Raw genomic sequence first — 20,293 nt, forward strand, 5'->3', positions numbered from 1 at the left:
GAGCCGCCATAACCCAGGCCGGGATAGATGAAGTGGTAGCCGATGCGCGGGTCCGAGCCGATGCCCTTGCGCACCTCCTCGATGTCGGCGCCGAGCAGTTCGGCGAGGTTGGCCATCTCGTTCATGAAGCTGATCTTGGTCGCCAGCATGCAGTTGGCGGCATATTTGGTGAACTCGGCCGAGCGCACGTCCATCACGATCATCTTTTCGTGGTTGCGGTTGAACGGCGCGTAGAGTTCGCGCATCACCGCCTCGGAGGCTTCGCTCTGGGTGCCGATGATGACGCGGTCGGGCCTCATGCAATCGGCGACCGCCGAGCCTTCCTTGAGGAACTCCGGATTGGAGACGACGTCGAAGGAGAGATCCGCGCGGCCCCTTTGCTTGAGCACCTCGGCGATCTTCCGGGAGACCTTGTCGGCGGTACCGACCGGTACCGTCGACTTGGTGACGACGATCTTGGCACCGGCCATCTCGCGGCCGATCACTTCGGCGACCGACAACACATATTTGAGGTCGGCCGAGCCGTCCTCGCCCTGCGGCGTGCCGACCGCGATCATCTGGATTTCGCCATGCTTCACCGCCATCGCCGCATCGGTAGTGAAGACGATGCGSCCCGCSGCRTGGTTKTCGCGCACCARMGCTTCGAGRCCCGGCTCGAAGATCGGGATGAAACCCTGGTTCAGCCGCTCGACCTTGGCSGCGTCGACATCGACGCAGACCACGTCATGGCCGACCTCGGCCAAAACCGCAGCCTGCACAAGCCCGACATAGCCAATTCCAAATACCGTCAAGTTCATCCGGTCAAATCCTGTTGTTTGTGATGTTGCAAGTCCGGCGTCGGACTGCTCGTCGTTTGGAGATCACTGCAGCTTGCAGGCGACCGATTCCTTGAACTGGCAAGGCTCGCCGAGCGCGGTGAACGCCACCCGGTCGACGGCCATCGTCACCGGCTTGCCGGGATCGGAGAACGGCCCCATCCATTCCTTGAGCGTATCGGTGCCCCACAGGCTGAAGAATATCTTCTGCGGATGGCTGGGCAGTTGCGAGGCATCGGTCACCTCATGCACGAGTTTGCCGTTGACGTACCAGCGCAGCCGCTGCTTCTCCCAGACAAAGGCGTAGTCGTTGAATCCCTTGTCGGCGCCGCCTGTAACACCGACCAGTTTTTCGTCGTTCGACTTGCCGCCGACATATGCATTGACCTGTACCTTCGAGGGGTCCTTGGTCAGCACCTCGAAATCGATCTCGTCATGCGGCTGTTTATGCACCGGCCCGATATAGGTGAAAAAAGCCGCGTTGAGCCCGGAGCCGGTGCCGGTCTTCATGCGCGCCTCATAGGTGCCGTAGCCGAAGCGTGCCTTGGTCTGCACTTCGGCGCAGGAATAATCGCGGTTTTTGAACTGCTTCTTTTCGAAGCTCAGTATCAGCTTGCCGTCGGCGAGCTTGAGCTGGTTTTTCGACCAGGTGCAGTTCTGATGCTTGCCGTTGTCCCATCCATCGGAGACAAACCAGCGAGAACCGCTGAGGCTGTCGAAATTGTCGACGAATGACGCGCCAGTGGCATCCTGTGCGAGCGCACCACCTGTTGCACCAAGCAGACCGACGAGCGCGACCGACAGTTGCAAGGCGCCGAAGCGGCCAGCAACGTGATTTTTGTTCAAGTTCATAGCCAAGTCATCCTTGTGCCTGCATGCCTCCCGCCCGGGAACCACATCCTAACACCCGGCCAGGGTTGCGCCCGGCCGGCAACTTGTTCCTCCATCCTCCCTGAATCCGTTGCCGACGATCGCCGGGGCAAGATCGCTCCCGCGTCAACTTGCGCTGTCGGCTCCCCCAGTCGAGCGACCTTCGGCAGTAAACATGTCGACCGAATGACGAAGCCCTGAGACGAACTCGGTCTGCCTGCCCAGTTCCTCGATGCGACGAAGGCAGTTCTTGAGCGCTTCGGTCAGTTGGTCCATTTCAGCCGCCCGCCGCGACGACACCGCGTCATTGTCCATGGCTTCGACCAGGAAAGCCGCATTGGCCGAGACCGCCTCATAGCGGCTCCTGATGCCAGTTCTCTCCGCCTCGATCTCGGAAGCGAGTTGATCAAGCGAGCGCGCGAGCTGTTCGAAACGCACGCGATCCGTCCCCTGATCGCGGTCAGGGGTGCGGGTGCGGAATGCCAAGATCGATGTCATGCATGCTACTCCGCGTTTGGTAATCGAACGTCATTTCAGCCTAGCGCCCGCATGCTCGCCGACAACCGTCGTGCCAGGCATCAAATAGTGGTAGCGTGCATCGCCCGCTGAAGGCGCGCGTGACAATGCCCGGCGCAGCGGTTCGATCTTGTCCATGACCACACCACCCACGACACCGGCAAAATTCGCCGGAGAGCGAAGAGCAAACGTCGCTGCGTCGGCGAGCCCGCTGGCCGCCTTGAGGTCGAGGAAGCGACGCAGGCGATACTTGTCCCTGACATGGCGCTCGTGCCGGCGTAGCACCGGTTTGAACTCAGCCGCGATTTCTGGATTGCCCAGAAGCGAAAGATCTGTGTCGGCGAGCCGTCGCAAATCTTCAGTGCGATGTCGGCCACTGAGCGATTGCGGCCGCACGACCGCGCCGTAGCCACAGGACCGGATCAGCTTGAAGCGCGCGCCATGCAGCATCGCCCTGGCATAGAGCGCGTAGTCTTCGCCCAGGCGCAGCGATTCATCGTAGCTGAGGCCATGTTCCTCAAGCGTCGCGCGCCGGATCACGGGCTTGAGGAAGCCGAGTTCGCCGCGCTGGGCGCCGCGCCGAGAGATGTTGCCCTTGATGAACTGCACCGGGTCCAGGAACTCTGGAGCAGACACGAAGCTTGGCACCTTGCCCGAGAGAACGTCTCGGGCAGAGTTCGTTTGAACAAAGACGATGTTGTCGGCGATCATGTCCCAGTCGGAGCCGCTCAATAGCTTGTTGAACCTGCCCGGCAGGAAAAAATCATCTGCGTCGAGGATGCTTATCAACGGCGCCTTCGACTGCCTTATGGCCAGGTTGCGTGCGGATGAGGGGCCGCGATTGACTTCGAGCCTCAGCACCAAAAGCCGACCACTGCCATCCCCGGCGGCGCGCGCCACCGCTTCGGTCGCATCGGTCGAGGCATCGTCCACGACCACGACCTCAGCCACTTCGGGCTCACGCAGCGCCGAGGCAATAGAAGTCGCAATCGTCTCCGCCGCGTTGTGCGCGGCAATGATGACACAGACGTCGGTTCCGCTCACGTCGGTTGCCTTTCCGTCACAGTCCCGCCCCGGCCAGAGCTATATTGCACCTGCGAACATGGGAACCCCAACTTTTGTTACGGCGATTCACGTCCCGGCTCGCGGAAGAACGCTCCAGGTCGGGTCACCCCCAGCTCACCAAGGCGTGCAGCCAGATCCCGGTGATCACATCGCGGTGCCCCGATTTTCGCAACAAGCGCAATGCAAAGTACCCGCGTCAGCTCGGGCAACGATTAGCTAGCAGCGATGGTTGTGGAGGAGGTGGCGCGTGATTCCGCCAAGGTCCAATGTGCTCAGTGAGCGCTGCCTTTGGGCGTCAGGTCGTCGGCCGGCACGATCGTGCCGGCCTCTGCTGCAGCCTTCGCGCCATCCCGGCTTTCGAGAGGTTTAGGCGCGCTGCGAAGCACCATCGCAAGGACTGCCAGAAAGTATCCGACCTGCAGAATCACGGCGCAGATGACGATGCGCAGGAAGATCATGCTCCAGCTGGCAGCATCCAGATAAGACCACAGCGCAACGATCACGATCACAATCGCCAGACCGAGGATAAACTTGGGCAAGGTCATTGCGGTTGACCGCCTGCCTGGAGCAGCGKCGTCAGATTCGTCGTGAGTTTACTTGCCATGCCCCTAGCCCTCGCAAGCTTCCGCTAGCGCCCATTTCCCACATCTACCTTGGCACAGACGTATTGATGGCCGGTCAATCCGAGGAACGTCGTGCCATTATATTGGTCGGCCTGGAAGTCAGCAAGCCGAGCACGCTGTCGCAGCTTGCCGAGCAGGTGCTAACAAATGTTGCACTGCACAGAACTTCGAAACGGCGGGTTGCCCCATGCTTCCTGCAATAGAACTATTTCCGCACATTGGCCAAATTCGGCCATGCATTTCAACAATCGGCGTCATCTGCCGCGAAACGTAAGGCGCGGCGCCAATAAATACTGAATTTACTTAGGCAAAACCAACGCATATCCGCATATTCGCTTCTTCTGAAATACAGAACGCGATAGCCTCGAAACTGTCACCATGTCTTTTTCTTGTGCAACCTACGGTCGCCAATCACCCAGGAATTGGCATCATTGTTTCAAACGCCAAGAAATCGTGTTTTGCAGCGCAGCATACCCTGGCTATCTTTGCCCTGGGCGGGTMATTGACCAACTGGAGTAGCAGCATGAGGGATATTGCCAAGTCGACGAGCTTGGAATTTCCGCACGCGGCCATGGAATTTCCGCCGCTGGGTGGGGCAATCAAGCGCGGTTTCGACGTCGTTGGCGCCAGCGCCGGGCTCATCGTTCTCGGCCCGTTGTTCCTGATGATCGCCTTGCTGGTCAAGGTTTCCGATGGCGGGTCTGTGTTCTATGGCCATCGCAGGATCGGCCGCGCCGGCCGGATTTTCCATTGCCTCAAGTTCCGAACCATGGTGCGGGACGGCGATGCGGTTCTTGCCACGCATTTTCGCGACAATCCCGAGGCTAAGGCTGAATGGGAGGAGACGCGGAAACTGAAGGAAGACCCACGCGTCACACGCGTTGGTGCCGTGCTGCGCAGGCTCAGCCTTGATGAGCTGCCGCAGATCGTCAACATCCTGCTGGGTGACATGAGCATCGTCGGTCCACGCCCCGTCGTGCGCGACGAACTCGAATATTACGGCAAGGCGGTGGTGTTCTACTTCAAGTCGCGTCCGGGCCTGACGGGCCTGTGGCAAGTCAGCGGACGAAACGACGTCTCCTATGACAGCCGGGTGGCGTTCGACCGCCAGTATGTCGAGAACTGGTCGCTCGCCGGAGACATCCGCATCATCCTCAAGACGGTTCCGGCCGTCTGCATGTCGCGCGGCAGCTACTGAGCTTGCCGCAATCGAGGCTGCGCTTGAATGGGAGCGCAGCGTCTCCCCTCACCCGCAAACGCCCTTGGATTTCTTCGGCACAGGAACGGAGGACAGATTTGAGATTGCACCTCGCACACTTTCCCCGCAGCCGCGCAAGCCGGCTGCTGAACGGTATCGTTTGTCTTACGCTGGCCTTCTCGGCGTCGGAGGCGTTCGCCGACGATTACCAGCTCGGTACCCAGGACAAGCTGACCATCCGCGTCGTCGAATGGCAGACGGTCGAAGGCGCATTCCGCGACTGGTCGTCTGTCAGCGGCGATTACACGATTGGGCCTTCCGGCAAACTGTCGCTGCCCTTCGTCGGTGAAACGCCTGCATCGGGCAAAACCACAGCCGAGATCGCCGAGACGATCGGCAAGACGCTGCAGGAGAAATTCGGCCTTTCCGATCGGCCGGAGGCATCGGTCGAGGTCGCGCAATACCGCCCGTTCTACATCTCGGGCGACATCAAGACGCCGGGGCAATATCCCTACGCCCCGGAACTCACAGTGCTCAAGGCGATCAGCATCGCTGGCGGCATGCGCCGCGGCACCGAGGGTGCGCGTACCGAGCGCGACTTGATCACCGCCGAAGGTAGCCATGCCGTCCTCTCCGACGAACAGCTCCGCCTGATGGTGACCCGCGCGCGCATCGAGGCCGAACTCGCCGGCAACACTGTGGTCGAAGCGCCCAAGGACATCGCCTCCCTACCTGCGGTGCCCGGAATGGTCGCCGACGAGACCGCCATCATGGTGTCGCGCCAAAAGAAGATCACGCTCAGGCTGCAGGCTCTCGAAGACCTCAAGGGCCTGCTCGAACGCGAGATCGTCTCGCTGGGGCAGAAATCCGAAACGCAGAAGCGCCAGGTCGAACTTGCCCGTAAGGAACTCAGCGGCATCGACACGTTGGCGCAAAAAGGCCTGGTGGTGAACACGCGCCTGCTTTCAACCGAGCGCGCCATCGCCGAGATGGAAGGCAAGATCCTCGACCTCGACACGGCAATGCTTCGGGCCAAGCAGGACATCAGCAAGGCCGAACAGGAAGCCATCGACCTCAAGAACGACAACGAGTCCGAACTTGCCGTCCAACGCCAGAAAGTGGTGGCTGAACTCAATGCCGTGACGCTCAAGCTTGGGATGCAAAACGGCCTGATCTCGGAGGCGGGAGGCGTTGCGCCCTCAGCCGGAGGTGCCGAACAGGCACTTTCTTACGTGCTTGTCCGCAAGACTGGCGACAAGACCAAGGAAGTCGCAGCGACCGAGGATACTCCGGTGTTGCCCGGCGACGTCCTGAAGGTCGAGCGAGCAAGCGGCCCGCTCATCCAGTAGCGGCGGCAAAAATGCGGATCAGAAAGGCACTGCTGGTCGATCCAGGCCAAAACACGCTTTACGGTGCCTTCGCGGTCGCCGTGTCATTTTTCGTCTTCGCCTATTCGTTCCGCCTCGGCCAGGTTTCGATCCTGATGTATTACGCGGTCTGGCTGCCGCTGATCCTGGTCGACTATCGCTTCACGCTCGGGCGTCTCGCCCGTTCGCCGCAGCTCCTGGCTTTCGCGTTGATCGCGTGCCTTTCCTATTTCTGGTCCGACGCGCCAGATGTGACCAGCCGCGCTGCGCTGCAATATCTGTCGCATGTCGTTTGTGCCGTCATCGCTGCCCGCGTGATCGACGCCCGCACGCTGAGCATCGGCGCCATGGCCGGCATCGTCGTCGTGCTCACCTATTCTATTCTTGTCGGCAGCTCGGTCTACGACGCGCTCGACGGCACTTACAGTTTCGTTGGTGCCTTCGGCTCGAAAAACCAGCTTGGCTTTTACGCATCGCTGGGCGTGCTTCTCGGCTGCTACTTCGGGCTGTTCCTCACCCGCAGCCGCATCGCGCGTCTGCTTGCTCTCGGCGTCGTGCTCCTGTCGGCAGCGCTTCTGGTGATGTCCCACTCGGCAACCTCGATGCTGGCGACGCCCGCGACTGTTGCTTTGGTGATTGCGATTGCAGGTCTCGAAGCGTTCTCTCCCACGCATCGCAAGATCTTCTTTCTCGGAGGCTCCGTGCTCGCCTGTGCGGCAGTGCTCGCAGCACTCAATATCGGCGCCGTCGACATGGTGCTTGGCGCGTTCGGCAAAGACACGACTTTGACGGGACGTACCTATCTCTGGCAGCAAGGGCTGGACGCGGCATCTTACGCACCCTGGCTCGGCGTTGGCTACCAGGCCTATTGGGTGCAAGGCTTCTCCGAGGCGGAGCGGCTGTGGAACGAGTTCTACATCGCCTCGCGAACCGGTTTCCACTTCCACAACACCTATATCGAGGCGCTGGTGGAACTCGGCTATGTCGGTACAGCAGCGATCATCCTGCCTCTGCTTGCCGTGCTCCGGCTCTGCATATGGCGGCTTCTCAATGAAAGGGACTGGACCGAGCCGCTGCTGCAGACGGGCCTGCTGGCGCTGCTCGTCATCCGCTCCTTCTTCGAGGTCGACATCCTGCAGCCCTACGCGATCGGCTCGTTCCTGCTCTATTACTGCTGGGCTCGCGTCAAGGAACCGGCACCTAGGCGCATGGTTGCACAGTCGCCTGCATCGAAGCAGTTTTCTGGAGCCATTTGACGGACCTGCGCGACCGGGACCGCAGCTCTATCCTGATCTCTGAAGCAATCGACCCGGGCGTCGAAGTGACACCCGGGCCGATCTCTCATTCTAAAAGAGGCGCCTGCGCGGAAACTCCCGCGCAAGCGGTATCATGCCGACAAGCGGAATTTCGTCTCGTCGATCGCCGCTGCCATCAGCGTCTTGGTGTAGGTTTCGCGTGGCTCTCCAAAGATCTCCTCGGTCGGCCCCTCCTCGACGATCTTTCCCTGCTTCATCACGATGATGTAGTCGGCCATAGCCCTGACCACCGCCAGATCGTGGCTGATGAACAGGTAGGAAAGGTCGTGATCGGCCTGGAGCTTGCGCAACAGCTCGACGATCTGCTTCTGCACCGAGCGGTCGAGCGCCGACGTCGGCTCGTCAAGCACGACGACCTTCGGCTTGAGGATCATCGCTCGCGCGATCGCGATGCGCTGGCGCTGGCCGCCCGAGAATTCGTGCGGATAGCGGTTTCGCGTGTCAGGCGAGAGGCCGACCTCGAGCAGCGCTTCTACCGCCCGCTTGTCACGATCCTTGGACGACAGCGACGGCTCGTGCACGAGCAGCCCTTCGGTGATGATCTGCCCCACCGTCATGCGTGGAGAGAGCGAACCGAACGGGTCCTGGAAAACCAGCTGCAGCTCCCGGCGCAGCGGGCGCATCTCGGCACGATCGGCTTTTGACAGGTCCTTGTCGGCAAAGCGGATCATGCCCTCGCTTGGCAACAGCCTGAGCAAGGCGCGGCCGAGCGTCGACTTGCCCGACCCTGACTCGCCGACGATGCCGATCGTCTGGCCACGCTTCAGCGAGACCGATATGCGATCGACCGCCTTGAGCAGCATCGGCGGACCGGCAAGGAAGCCGCCGCCGATCTTGAACTCCACCTCGACATTGCGTCCTTCAAGCAGGATCGGCGCGGTGTCGGCGGGTGCTGCCTTGCGGCCGGTCGGTTCTGCGGCAAGCAGCATCTTGGTGTAGTCGTGATGCGGATTGGCAAACAGCTCGTCCGCGTTGCCCTCTTCCACCACCTCGCCGTAGCGCATGACGTAGACCCGGTCGGCAAAGCGCCGGACGATGCCAAGGTCATGAGTGATGAAGACGATGGCCATGCCGAGCTTGCGCTGCAACTCGGCCAGCAGCATCAGGATCTGCGCCTGGATCGTCACGTCGAGAGCGGTCGTCGGTTCGTCGGCGATCAGAATGTCCGGGTCGTTGGCAAGCGCCATGGCGATCATCACGCGCTGGCGCTGGCCGCCCGACATCTCGTGCGGATAAGACTTCAGGCGTCGCTCGGGGTCGGGAATCTTGACCAGTTCGAGCAGCCTGAGTGCTTCGGCGCGAGCCTCCGCACCGCTCAGCCCACGATGCCTGCGGATCGGCTCCATCAGCTGGTTGCCGATCGTATAGAGCGGATCGAGCGAGGTCATGGGCTCCTGGAAGATCATGCTGATCTTGCGGCCGCGGACCTTGTTGAGTTCCGATTTGCCGAGCGTCAGCAGGTTCTTGCCACGATAGTCGACGACGCCTGTGGCCTCGCCGTTGGATGCCAGCAGGCTCATCGCCGCCATCATCGTCTGGCTCTTGCCGGATCCGGACTCACCGACCACGGCAACCGTCTCGCCGGCATCGACGTGAATGTTGATGCCCTTGACCGCTTCGACGACGCCGTCGAGCGTACGGAAGCGGACGCGCAGGTCCTTGACCGAAAGGATTGTTTCTCCAGCCATCTCACCTGTCCTTCGGATCGAGTGCATCGCGAAGTCCGTCGCCGACGAAATTCAGCGCAAACAGCGTTGAGACCAGGAAGAATGCCGGGAATAACAGCAGCCAGTTGGCGGTGCCGATGTTCTTGGCGCCAGCGGAAATGAGCACGCCCCAGCTGGTCATCGGTTCCTGCACGCCGAGCCCCAGGAACGACAGGAAACTCTCCAGGATGATGACCTGCGGTACCAGCAAGGTCATATAGATGACCACCGGCCCGAGCAGGTTGGGGATGACGTGCCGCAGTACGATGCCGCGCGACCTGACGCCGAGCGCTTCCGCCGCCTGGACATACTCCTGCCTGCGGATCGACAATGCCTGGCCACGCACGATACGCGCCATGTCGAGCCACAGCACCGCTCCCACAGCTAAAAACATCAGCACGAAGTTTCGCCCGAAGAAGACGACAAGCATGATGACGAAGAAGATGAAAGGCAGTGAATAGAGCACATCGACGATGCGCATCATCACCTCGTCAGTCTTGCCGCCCAAGAAGCCAGCCGTCGCGCCATAGGTAACGCCGATGACCACCGCGACGATACCGGCCAGAAGGCCGATCGCCAGCGAGATGCGGCCTGCCATCAAGGTTCGCGACAGCAAGTCACGACCGACATTGTCTGTGCCAAACAGGAAATACTGTTGTTTGATCGAGGCACTCATCACCGCCGTCAAACCATCGGGTGATGTGCTTTCCAGTTTGCCATCGTCGAAGGTATCGGAACGATCGAGATAGCGGATGTTGCGGGCATCGAGCGGCTTTGCCGACGTCACGGTTATGAACACGCGCTCGCCTTCCTGCCGCCATTCCTTGACGTCGACACGCATCCGCCTGACGGCGTCACTCATCGCCTTTTCGATCATGTCGGGCTTCGGATAGGCAGAAATGCTCGGCGGGATTCTTACATAGTCGGGATAGATCGTTGTGTATTGATGCGGCACGAAGAGCGGGCCAACAATGCACACTGTTGCCATCGCGATCAGATAGAAGAGGCTGAACATTGCAGCCTTGTTGGCCTTGAGGCGCGCCCAGGCGTCGCCCCAGAGCGAGCGCCCAACGACCGGTGCGGTAATGGCTATCTCAGTCATATCGCACCCTCGGGTCAAAGAAGGCGTAGAGGACATCGACGATCAGGTTGAAGGCGATCGTAAACAAGGCGATCACCACGACAGTACCCATCACCAGCGTATAGTCGCGGTTGAGTGCGGCATCAACGAAGTAACGACCCACGCCTGGAATGGCGAAAATGGTCTCGACGATGATCGAACCCGTCAGAAGTGCCGCCGCCGCCGGGCCAGCATAGGACACGATGGGCAGGACAGCGCCTCTGAGCGCGTGCTTGATCACCACAGACCAGTCGGAAAGGCCAAGCGCTCTAGCGGTGCGGATGTGATTGGAATGCAGCGACTCTATCATCGAGCCCCGCATCAGGCGCGCCACGATGGCAATCTGCGGCAGTGACAGGGTTAGGATAGGGCCGATCTTGTTGATCAACGCACCATCGCCCCAGCCGCCGATCGGCAAGAGCTTCCAGGCCAAGCCAAAGGTCAACTGGATGATTGGCGCAATAACGAAGGTAGGAATTGTGCTGCCTGCCGTCGCCACAGCGATGACCGTGTAGTCGCCCCACTTGTTCTGGTTGAGGGCTGCAATCACGCCAAGCACGGTTCCAACTGCAAGAGCCAGCAGCAGCGCGGAAAGGCCGAGCTGAATGGAAATTGGCAGGCCCTTGGCGAAGAGCTCGCCGACGGTAAAATCAGGCAGATTGTAGCTCGGCCCGAGACTGCCATGCAGCAAGTTGTTGAGGTAATTAAGATATTGTCTCCAGAGCGGATCACCGAGGCCGAATTGAGCTTCGAGATTAGCCTTGATTTCCGGACTGAGCCCGCGCTCCTGGTTGAAAGGGCCACCGGGAGCAACACGCATCAGGAAGAACGCCAGCGTTACGATGACGAATAGCGTTGGGATGGCGGTCAGCAACCGCCTTAGTACATAGAGCAGCATCTTATGTCCGCCTTCTTTAAGAAAAGCCGCCGCCCCAACGCGGGGCGGCGGTTCGGCTGGACTTAGTTCTTGCTCATGAACCGGCTCGGATGGCGGTCCATCTGATTGTCCTCAAAGCCTGCAAGCTTCGGGGAAACGATGTTGTGGTAGTTGTAATAGAGCAGCGGAATGTTGCCGACGTTGTCAACGAGCTCCTTTTCGGCCTCGCTGAGCAGCTTGAAGCGCTCTTCAGGCTTGCCACCGGCGGCGGTTGCAGCCTTCATCAACTCCTCAAACTTCGCATCGTTGAAGTTCGAGTAGTTGTGACCGTCAGCCTTGAGAGAAATCTCAAGGAACGTTTCTGGATCGCTGTAATCGGCGATCCAGCCCGCGCGAGCGACGTCGAAGTCGCCCTTCTGCTCAAGATGGCCGTAATGGGTCTTGGTGTCGGTGTTCAGGAGCGTTACTTCGATACCCAGCGGCTTGAGTTGCTCCTGGATAGCGACCGCCGTGTTCTTGTGGTTCTCCGAGGTATTGTAGCGGATTTCCATCTTCAGCGGCTTGTCAGGACCATAGCCGAGCTTTTCGAGAACCTTCTTGGCTTCATCTTCGCGATCAATCTGCGATTTGTCCGCGAATGCAGCCGGCGACGTCGTGTAACCTTGAATACCCGGAGGAACCATCGAATAGGCCGCGGACATGGAATTGCTCCAAACCTTCTCGGCCAGGAAATCACGATCAATGGCCATCGAGACTGCGTTGCGCAATTCGACGTTGTCCCACGGCGCCTTGTCAGTCTTGATCGCGTAGTAATAGGTCCCAAGATAAGGGGCGACGCGAACCTGATCACCAAACTTCGCCTTCAGATCGGCAAGCTGCTCAGTGGGGAGATCGTCATAGCTGTCGAGCTCGCCAGCCTCAAAACGCTTCATAGCCGACGAACGGTCCTCTGTAGGAATATAGTTTACCGTATCGATCTTGACGTTCGCAGCGTCGTAGAATTTCGGGTTCTTGACCAGTTTGATATGGTCATTCGGAACCCATTCAGCCAACGTGTAAGCGCCATTGGATACGAGATTGCCCGGCTTGACCCAATCAGCGCCCAGCTTCTCGATCGATGCCCTGTTGACCGGGTAGGTCGACTGATGAGTCAGGACTTCAAGAAAATAGGGAGTCGGCGCTATCAGCTTGATTTCGAGCGTGTTTGCGTCGATCGCTTTTACACCCAGCTCTTCCGGCTTCTTGCTGCCAGCATTCACTTCCTTTGCGTTGACGACCTTCTGGAGCATCGACGCATATTCCGCCGCGGTCTTGGGGTCCTGGAGGCGCTGGAACGCATACACGAAATCCTCGGCTGTCACCGGGCTGCCATCGGACCAGGTCGCGCCCTGGCGCAGCTTGAAGGTGTAAACGGTGCCATCGTCTGAAACGGTCCAGCTCTCGGCGGCTCCCGGAATAACTTCAGACTTGGCATCTTCCGTCACCAAACCCAGGAACATGTCACGCAGGATGTGGGCTTCGTAGACAGTCGAGGTCTTGTGTGGATCAAGCGATTCCGGCTCCGCCGCACTACCGCGATTGTAGACGACCTCGGCAAAGGCCGGCATCGAAATCGCGCCTGTAGCCAATGCAAGCGTCGTTGCGAACACTGTCGCTTTCAGCATGTTCTTCAGCATGTTTTCCTTCTCCCAAATAGGCGTGTTCCCCGTAAACACGGCCTCGCCTGGTTAGCGCCCGAATGCCGGATTTTTCCGGTTTCGTTGAGCGAGCCGGCAGCTCCCTACCGCCAGCGGTGGCTGAGACTAGACACGACTTTTTTTATTTTCAACACGACTCGTGCTCACCTAAAGTCAACTTGAGCGAGTTCAAACTAAGCTCCCGATAAAGTAATCGAGCGGGGCCAAGATGATACGGTCTTTTTCGAGGTCGCGTAAAGCTCCGGGAAACGCCATTGGGCTTAGGCCGCCAAGCCCTGCCGGCACCGGCCAGGAAGCGGGTTTTTCGGCAAAATTGAAAACGCAGAGCAGCCGCTCGTCCTGCGACTCCCGCACGAAAGCGAGCACGTCGCMCTTTGCCTCCAACAGCGCAATCGAGCCATGGATGAGTGGCGGAAGCGTCTTTCTAATAGCGAGTATGGCACGGTAGCGAGCCTGCACGGATTCCGCTTCCTGTTGTTGCCGATCGGCCGCGAGGGCACGATGCTCGGCCGGAATCGGCAGCCACGGCTTGCCGTCCGTGAAGCCGCCCTGTTCTGCCTGGGCTTCCCACACCATCGGCGTGCGGCAGCCGTCGCGGCCCTTGTAGCCCGGCCAGAAGCGAATGCCGTAGGGATCGCGCAAATCCTCAAAGGCCAACTCGGCTTCGCCAAAGCCGAGCTCTTCGCCTTGATAGATACAGATCGAGCCGCGCAAGCACGCAAGCAGGGCAATCGAGAATTTCGCCACCGCCTCGGGGTCGCCTCCGGGCCTCGTCCAGCGCGTCACATGGCGGATCACGTCGTGATTGGAAAAGGCCCAGCAGACCCAGCCGTCGGTCACGGCCGCCTCGAAATCGGCAATACATTTGCCGACATGTTCGGCCGAGAATTTCGGACCAAGCAGGTCGAATGTGTAGCACATATCGAGCTTGTCGCCGCCCGACGTGTAGGCCGCCACCGTCTGCAGCGAGCGCGCGCCATCGCCGACTTCGCCTACCGAAGCGCGCGCTCCATATTCATCGAGCAACGAGCGGAAGCGCTTGAGAAATTCAAGATTTTCCGGCTGCGTCTTGTCGAAGAGATGATCCTGATATTCGTAGGGATTGGGGTCTTCGTTTTCGCCGGCAATACTCTTCGGCAAGGGCGGGTTGTCGCGCAGCCACTTGTCGTGAACGTAGAAATTGACGGTGTCGAGCCGGAAGCCGTCGACGCCGCGGTCGAGCCAGAAACGCACCGTCTCCAGCAGTGCGTCCTGGACTTCGAGATTGTGGAAGTTGAGGTCGGGCTGCGAGGCCAGGAAGTTGTGCTGATAATATTGCCTGCGTGTCGAATCCCACTCCCAGCCCGGCCCGCCGAAGATCGACATCCAGTTGTTTGGGGCGGTGCCGTCGGGTTTTGGCTGCGCCCAGACATACCAGTCGGCCTTGGGATTGTCGCGGCTGGCACGGCTCTCCAGAAACCAGGGGTGCTTGTCCGAAGAATGCGACAGCACTTGGTCGATGATGATCTTGAGCCCGAGACGATGGGCTTCGCTGATCAGCGCATCGAAGTCGGCAAGCGTGCCGAACATCGGATCGACATCGCAATAATCCGAGACATCGTAGCCCATATCGGCCATCGGTGACTTGAAGAAGGGCGACAGCCAGACGGCATCGACACCCAGCGAAGCGATGTACGACAGGCGTTGCGTTATCCCGGCAAGGTCGCCGCTACCGTCGCCTGTCGTGTCCTGAAATGAGCGCGGATAGACCTGATAGATCACACAGCCGCGCCACCAGTCGGTTGCCGACGTTGCTCCGTCTTTCGGCGTCATGACGACTCTCCTTGGCTGTCATTCGCAGGGCGTTCGATCGCAAACAAGACGCAGCGCGCTGGCACGGCGAAGCGGTCATTCGCCGGCCCATGCTCATCGAATTCCGATTGCCACAGGAAGCCGGGACGAGCGGGCAGCCTAAAACCCGCGTCGCGTCGTGAGCCATTGATCATCACCGCCAGCCGCCCGCCAGAAGCGTCGCCGTTTGCGACGAGCATCGTCAGGCGATGCCGGTCGGGCTCATGCCAGTTGGCGTCCGACATCGGTCGGCCAGCCTCGGTCAGCCATTCGACATCCGATACGGCTTGGCCATCGCGGGGTGCACCTGTGAAAAACTCCAGTTGCGCCAGCGCCGGGACCGCTCGCCTGAGCCTGGACAGACCGGCGACGAAGTCTTCGAGCGCTGTGTCGCGATCGGCCCAGTCGAGCCAGGTCAGTTCGTTGTCTTGCGCATAGGCGTTGTTGTTGCCGCGCTGGCTGCGGCCGAATTCATCGCCTGCGGTCAGCATTATCGTGCCGCGCGAGGCAAACAGCGTGGCCAGCATGGCGCGCACATCGCGGTCACGGTTGGCCACAATGTCCGGGTCCCGGCTTTCGCCCTCGACGCCATTGTTCCAGGAGAAATTCTCATTGTGGCCGTCGTGGTTGTGCTCGCCATTGGCCTCGTTGTGCTTGCGCTCGTAGCGAACGATATCGGCCACGGTCATGCCGTCATGGGCGGCGATGAAATTGACGGTTCGCGTCCGCGCATCGCCGCCAAAGATGTCAGATGACCCAGCCAACCGTGTTGCCAGCGCTCCAACCATTGCACGGTCTCCGCGCCAGAATCGTCTGACGTCGTCGCGGTAGCGGTCGTTCCACTCGAGGAATTCTTGCGGAAAGCCACCGAGCCGATAGCCATTGTGGCCGATATCCCAGGGTTCGGCGATCAGGATTCGGTCGCCGATGATCTTGTCGTTTTGCATCGCCTGCAGCAGCGGCGCATTGGCGGTGAACGCGCCACCGACCCGGCCCAGCACTGGCGCCAGATCGAAGCGAAAACCGTCAACGCCGGCATGCACGACGAAGTGCCTGAGACTGTCGAGGATCAGCTCCTGTACCGCCGGATGGTCGCAGGCGAGCGTGTTGCCAGTTCCGGTATCGTTGGCATAGCGGCCGGGATCGCCTACCGCCTCGCGATAATAGGCGCGATTGTCGAGGCCGCGCAGGGAGAGCGTCGGGCCAAGCTCGTCGCTCTCGGCCGTGTGGTTGAAGACGAGATCGAGGATGACGCCAATACCGGCCTCGTGCAGCGCGGCGGTGGTATGGTGCAGGTCGTTGATGCCGTCGGGCGCCAGCCGCGGATCGAGCGCCATGAAGGACACAGGATTGTAGCCCCAGGCATTGCGCAGCCCGAGCGACGGCAGATGGCGCTCGTCCATCGTCGCCGTCACCGGCATGAGCTCGACGGCCGACACGCCGAGCTTCAAGAGGTGCTCGATGACGACAGGCTCGGCCAGCGCGCGGATAGTTCCACGAAGCTTCTTTGGAACAGACGGATGGCCCATCGAAAAAGCCCGCACCTGAACTTCGTAGATCAGCCCACCTTGCCGGAAGTTCGGTGGCGTAGACGGCACGGCCTGAAGCGTGGTCGCCACCGCTTTCGGCATCAGTTGGGCAGTGTCGCCGGCCTGCCCGCGTGGTGCAGCCAACCGGCCATCGTATCGATAGGCACGGTCGATGCGTTTTGCGTAGGGATCGACCAGCAGCTTGTCGGGATCGAACCAAAGCCCCTCGTCTGGCGCGTATCGCCCGTCGGCGCGGAAGCCATAACAGGCTCCTTCGCCCAATCCGGCAACCGACAGCACGAAGACACCCTCGCCTTCGCGCTGCAACTCCAGCCTGTCGGTTTCGGTCTTGCCCTCGGCGTCGAAGACCGACACCCACATGCGTTCGGCGGAACTCGACCAGGCAGCGAAACGGATGCCGCTGTCGGTAATTGTCGCGCCCAGCGCAGTGTTGGCGCGACGCGAGTTCATTGGAAAGCGACAGCGAGGCAGTCCAATCTCCCCCCTTGCGGGGGAGACGTCCGGCGGGACAGAGGGGGGTGCGAGAAAACACACCCGATCCAGGATTGGCGGCCTTGTCGCCTTTGGAAGGTGCGCACTTCGCGGATCGCAGGCGCCCTACGTTGCCCCCCTCTGTCCTGCCGGACATCTCCCCCGCAAGGGGGGAGATCAGCCGTCATCCCCAATCTCACGTAATCACGCTCGGCTTGTCGCGACCGGTGTGGCTGCGGATGCCGGCAATGTCTTCGGCCGCCTGGATCAGGTCGGCAAGCGCTGCCTGCGTGTCGAGGCCATGCCGCGCCGGATCGGCCTCGTAGCGCTCGATATAGACGCGCAGCGTAGCACCTGACGTGCCCGTGCCGGACAGACGGAAGACGACGCGCGAGCCGCCCTCGAAGAGCACGCGGATGCCCTGGTTCTTGCTCACTGATCCGTCGACCGGGTCGTGGTAAGCGAAGTCGTCGGCGCTGGCGATCTTCATGCCACGCACGTTCGTGCCCGGCAGCGAGCCAAGCTTCGCCCTCAGCTCATCGACCAGCGCGTTGGCGCGATCGGTCTCGACTTCTTCATAGTCGTGGCGCGAATAATAGTTCTGGCCGTAGGTCGCCCAATGCTTGGCGACAATGTCCTTGGCGCTTTCGCCGCGCACGGCAAGGATGTTGAGCCATAGCAGCACCGCCCACAGCCCGTCTTTTTCGCGGACATGGTCTGAGCCGGTACCGGCACTCTCCTCGCCGCAGATCGTCGCCATGCCGGCGTCGAGCAGGTTGCCGAAGAACTTCCAGCCGGTCGGCGTCTCGTACATGCCGACGCCGAGTTTTTCAGCGACCCGGTCGGCGGCGCCGCTTGTCGGCATCGAACGGGCAATGCCCTTGAGGCCCGACTTGTAGCCCGGCGCGAGATGGGCGTTTGCAGCCAGCATCGCCAGCGAATCCGAAGGCGTGATGAAAATGCCGCGCCCGATGATCAGGTTGCGGTCGCCGTCACCATCGGAGGCCGCCCCAAAATCCGGCGCGTTGGGGCCCATCATCTCGTCATAAAGGTGCTTGGCGTGGACCAGATTGGGGTCTGGATGATGGCCGCCGAAATCCTCGAGCGGTACGAAATTGCGCGCGGTTCCGTTGGCAGCGCCAAGCCGCTTTTCCAGGATTTCCTTGGCATAGGGACCGGTCACGGCATGCATGGCATCGAAGCGCATGCGGAAGCCCGATTTGAACAGGGCGCGCAGCGCGTCGAAATCGAACAGCGTCTCCATCAGCTCGGCATAGTCAGTCACCGGGTCGACGATTTCGACCTTGATGCCGCCAACCTCGAAGGTGCCCAGGCGGTCTATATCGACCGGTGCGACATCGGCGATCTTGTAGCTCGAGATGACCTTGCTGTGGGCGTAGATCGCATCCGTCATCTTCTCCGGCGCCGGGCCGCCGTTTTCGGCATTGTATTTGATGCCGAAATCTTCGTGCGGGCCGCCGGGATTGTGGCTGGCCGACAAGATGATGCCGCCAAAAGCCTTGCGCTTGCGGATCAGGTGGGAGGCCGCCGGCGTCGACAGGATGCCGCCCTGCCCCACCACCACGCGGCCGAAGCCGTTAGCCACCGCCATGGCGATGACCTTCTGGATCACCTCGCGATTGTAGAAGCGGCCGTCGCCGCCGACCACCAGCGTCTTGCCGGCAAAACCTTCAAGCGAATCAAACACCGACTGGATGAAGTTCTCGGCATAGTTCGGCTGCTGGAAGACGGGCACCTTCTTGCGCAGGCCCGAAGTGCCGGGCTTCTGGTCGTCATAAGGCGAGGTAGAGACTGTACGAATCATCAGGCATCCCTTTTGGAGAGAAGCTTGCGGTAAAGTGCGGCATATTTCTGGGCGCTTCGATCCCAGGAAACATCCGATTTCATGCCCTGCCGTTGCAGCGAGGTCCAGCCGGCCGGATCTGCATAAAGTGCGTTGGCGCGAAGAATAGCATGCTGGAAAGCGCCAGCATCTTCCGGCGTGAACTGGAAGCCGGTGGCGACACCAGCCGCCACCGCCGCTTCATTTGCATCGATGACGGTATCGGCAAGCCCACCGGTGCGGGCGACGATGGGCACGCAGCCATAACGCAGGCCGTAGAGCTGGGTCAGGCCGCAGGGCTCGAAACGTGACGGAATCAATATGCCGTCGGCACCGCCTTGCAGCAGGTGCGACAGCCCCTCGTCATAGCCTATGACGACGCCGACCCGGCCACGATGCCGCGCCGCGGCCGCCAAAAGCGCGCCTTCCAGCCCGGCATCGCCAGAGCCCAGGATTGCCAGGCGTGCGCCGGAGGCGATAACCGGATCGATGATGGACGCCAGGATGTCGATGCCCTTCTGCCAAGTCAGGCGGCTGACGACGCAATAGATCGGGCCATCTTCACGATCGAGCGTCATGCGCTCCTCGATCGCGCGTTTGTTGACCTTGCGCCCCTTCAAGGTCTTGGCGGTGTAGGTCGCGGCGAGATGCTTGTCGGTCTCGGGGTTCCAGATATCGTCGTCGATGCCGTTGACGATACCGTGCAATTCGTCGGCCCGCAGGTTGATCAGCCCGTCAAGGCCCATGCCGAAGGCCGGCGACCTGATCTCCTGGGCATAGCTCGGGCTTACCGTGGTGACCGCCCAAGCGGCCTGAAGGCCTGCCTTGAGGAAGCCCACGCCGCCATAATATTCGACGCCGTCGAGCGCCATCGCCTGCTGTGGCAAGCCCAGTCCATTGAATATGCTCACGCCAAACTGACCCTGGAACGCCAGGTTGTGCACCGTCATCACCGAGGGCACATTCGCCGCCTCGCCGTAGCGCATGTAGGCAAGCGTCATCGCCGACTGCCAGTCATGCGCATGCACGATATCGGGCCTGTAGTCCTTGATTGCACCCGCGGCGATGTCGGCGCCGACACGACCCAGCGCCGCAAAGCGCCGCCAGTTGTCCTGCCAGTCCGCACCTGTGGCGTCACCATAGGGACCACCTGGCCGGTCAAACAGATGCGGCGCGTCGAGTACCAGCATATCGAGGCCCGCGACCTCGGCGGCGTGCAATGCCGCCTTGCCGCCCTGCAATGCCGTGTATTGATGGAGCGCCTTTTTCTTCTTCAGCCCAGCCATCACCACGGGATAACCCGGCACGAGACTGCGCGTCCGGACCCCTAGCCCAGCGAGCGCCACTGGCAGTGCGCCGGTCACGTCGGCCAGCCCGCCGGTCTTGATCAGCGGAAAAATCTCGGGCGTGACCGAAAGCACCTGCACCA

The 20,293-nt window shown here is 60.9% G+C and carries 16 protein-coding genes; 3 read left to right on the top strand and 13 right to left on the bottom strand.

Features of this window, described 5'->3' with window-relative positions; all coding sequences use genetic code 11:
- The 5 genes from AC1DWF_RS00005 to AC1DWF_RS00025 all read right to left on the bottom strand — a co-directional run.
- On the bottom strand, positions 1-797 hold a 797-nt coding region (locus AC1DWF_RS00005), incomplete at its 3' end, for a UDP-glucose dehydrogenase family protein (protein WP_476841369.1).
- Between the two features lie 63 nt (positions 798-860).
- On the bottom strand, positions 861-1,667 hold the full coding sequence (gene exoK, locus AC1DWF_RS00010) for an endo-1,3-1,4-beta-glycanase ExoK (protein ID WP_476786999.1): 807 nt from the start codon (positions 1,665-1,667) through the stop codon (positions 861-863).
- A gap of 144 nt (positions 1,668-1,811) precedes the next feature.
- Positions 1,812-2,183, bottom strand: coding sequence for a hypothetical protein (locus AC1DWF_RS00015; RefSeq protein WP_476786998.1), 372 nt, complete (start codon positions 2,181-2,183; stop codon positions 1,812-1,814).
- A 30-nt stretch (positions 2,184-2,213) separates the two neighbouring features.
- A complete protein-coding gene (locus tag AC1DWF_RS00020; protein WP_476787506.1) occupies positions 2,214-3,245 on the bottom strand; it encodes a glycosyltransferase family 2 protein in 1,032 nt (343 codons plus the stop codon).
- A 293-nt stretch (positions 3,246-3,538) separates the two neighbouring features.
- The gene (locus AC1DWF_RS00025; RefSeq protein ID WP_476787174.1) at positions 3,539-3,811 is read right to left on the bottom strand and encodes an exopolysaccharide production repressor protein; all 273 of its coding nucleotides are present in this window, start codon (positions 3,809-3,811) and stop codon (positions 3,539-3,541) included.
- A 601-nt stretch (positions 3,812-4,412) separates the two neighbouring features.
- Between AC1DWF_RS00025 and AC1DWF_RS00030 the strand changes: the two genes are divergently transcribed.
- From AC1DWF_RS00030 to AC1DWF_RS00040, 3 genes are all read left to right on the top strand, one after another.
- Entirely contained in the window at positions 4,413-5,087 is a 675-nt protein-coding gene (locus tag AC1DWF_RS00030; protein WP_476786190.1) for a sugar transferase, read from the top strand.
- Between the two features lie 104 nt (positions 5,088-5,191).
- Positions 5,192-6,436, top strand: coding sequence for a polysaccharide biosynthesis/export family protein (locus tag AC1DWF_RS00035; protein WP_476786189.1), 1,245 nt, complete (start codon positions 5,192-5,194; stop codon positions 6,434-6,436).
- 11 nt (positions 6,437-6,447) lie between these two features.
- On the top strand, positions 6,448-7,710 hold the full coding sequence (locus AC1DWF_RS00040) for an O-antigen ligase family protein (protein ID WP_476786188.1): 1,263 nt from the start codon (positions 6,448-6,450) through the stop codon (positions 7,708-7,710).
- A gap of 131 nt (positions 7,711-7,841) precedes the next feature.
- On the opposite strand, the gene AC1DWF_RS00045 is transcribed toward AC1DWF_RS00040, so the two are convergent.
- The 8 genes from AC1DWF_RS00045 to glgA form a co-directional block, all read right to left on the bottom strand.
- Entirely contained in the window at positions 7,842-9,458 is a 1,617-nt protein-coding gene (locus AC1DWF_RS00045) for an ABC transporter ATP-binding protein (protein WP_476787507.1), read from the bottom strand.
- Position 9,459: 1 nt separating this feature from the next.
- The gene (locus tag AC1DWF_RS00050; protein ID WP_476784170.1) at positions 9,460-10,578 is read right to left on the bottom strand and encodes an ABC transporter permease; all 1,119 of its coding nucleotides are present in this window, start codon (positions 10,576-10,578) and stop codon (positions 9,460-9,462) included.
- Positions 10,571-11,494, bottom strand: a complete 924-nt coding sequence (locus AC1DWF_RS00055; RefSeq protein ID WP_476784171.1) for an ABC transporter permease subunit — start codon at positions 11,492-11,494, stop codon at positions 10,571-10,573. Before AC1DWF_RS00055 ends, AC1DWF_RS00050 begins: the two co-directional genes overlap by 8 nt.
- A gap of 62 nt (positions 11,495-11,556) precedes the next feature.
- The gene (locus AC1DWF_RS00060) at positions 11,557-13,149 is read right to left on the bottom strand and encodes a peptide ABC transporter substrate-binding protein (protein WP_476787508.1); all 1,593 of its coding nucleotides are present in this window, start codon (positions 13,147-13,149) and stop codon (positions 11,557-11,559) included.
- Between the two features lie 189 nt (positions 13,150-13,338).
- Complete coding sequence (gene bglA, locus AC1DWF_RS00065) at positions 13,339-14,982, bottom strand: beta-galactosidase BglA (protein WP_476841370.1); 1,644 nt, start codon at positions 14,980-14,982, stop codon at positions 13,339-13,341.
- A complete protein-coding gene (gene glgX, locus AC1DWF_RS00070; RefSeq protein WP_476787509.1) occupies positions 14,979-17,000 on the bottom strand; it encodes a glycogen debranching protein GlgX in 2,022 nt (673 codons plus the stop codon). The genes bglA and glgX overlap by 4 nt, the downstream gene beginning before the upstream one ends.
- A 217-nt stretch (positions 17,001-17,217) precedes the next feature.
- Positions 17,218-18,846, bottom strand: coding sequence for an alpha-D-glucose phosphate-specific phosphoglucomutase (locus AC1DWF_RS00075; RefSeq protein WP_476783499.1), 1,629 nt, complete (start codon positions 18,844-18,846; stop codon positions 17,218-17,220).
- Positions 18,846-20,291, bottom strand: a complete 1,446-nt coding sequence (gene glgA, locus AC1DWF_RS00080; RefSeq protein ID WP_476783501.1) for a glycogen synthase GlgA — start codon at positions 20,289-20,291, stop codon at positions 18,846-18,848. Before glgA ends, AC1DWF_RS00075 begins: the two co-directional genes overlap by 1 nt.
- Positions 20,292-20,293: the final 2 nt, after the last annotated feature.

It is taken from the genome of Aminobacter sp. P4_D5 (assembly GCF_056401815.1).

What these genes read in the sequence shown, in the direction of transcription:
- AC1DWF_RS00060 (WP_476787508.1), bottom strand. Translation starts at nt 13,149, where the DNA reads ATGCTGAAGAACATGCTGAAAGCGACAGTGTTCGCAACGACGCTTGCA.
- AC1DWF_RS00050 (WP_476784170.1), bottom strand. Translation starts at nt 10,578, where the DNA reads ATGACTGAGATAGCCATTACCGCACCGGTCGTTGGGCGCTCGCTCTGG.
- AC1DWF_RS00015 (WP_476786998.1), bottom strand. Translation starts at nt 2,183, where the DNA reads ATGACATCGATCTTGGCATTCCGCACCCGCACCCCTGACCGCGATCAG.
- AC1DWF_RS00025 (WP_476787174.1), bottom strand. Translation starts at nt 3,811, where the DNA reads ATGACCTTGCCCAAGTTTATCCTCGGTCTGGCGATTGTGATCGTGATC.
- glgX (WP_476787509.1), bottom strand. Translation starts at nt 17,000, where the DNA reads ATGAACTCGCGTCGCGCCAACACTGCGCTGGGCGCGACAATTACCGAC.
- AC1DWF_RS00055 (WP_476784171.1), bottom strand. Translation starts at nt 11,494, where the DNA reads ATGCTGCTCTATGTACTAAGGCGGTTGCTGACCGCCATCCCAACGCTA.
- AC1DWF_RS00030 (WP_476786190.1), top strand. Translation starts at nt 4,413, where the DNA reads ATGAGGGATATTGCCAAGTCGACGAGCTTGGAATTTCCGCACGCGGCC.
- AC1DWF_RS00040 (WP_476786188.1), top strand. Translation starts at nt 6,448, where the DNA reads ATGCGGATCAGAAAGGCACTGCTGGTCGATCCAGGCCAAAACACGCTT.
- exoK (WP_476786999.1), bottom strand. Translation starts at nt 1,667, where the DNA reads ATGAACTTGAACAAAAATCACGTTGCTGGCCGCTTCGGCGCCTTGCAA.
- AC1DWF_RS00075 (WP_476783499.1), bottom strand. Translation starts at nt 18,846, where the DNA reads ATGATTCGTACAGTCTCTACCTCGCCTTATGACGACCAGAAGCCCGGC.
- AC1DWF_RS00045 (WP_476787507.1), bottom strand. Translation starts at nt 9,458, where the DNA reads ATGGCTGGAGAAACAATCCTTTCGGTCAAGGACCTGCGCGTCCGCTTC.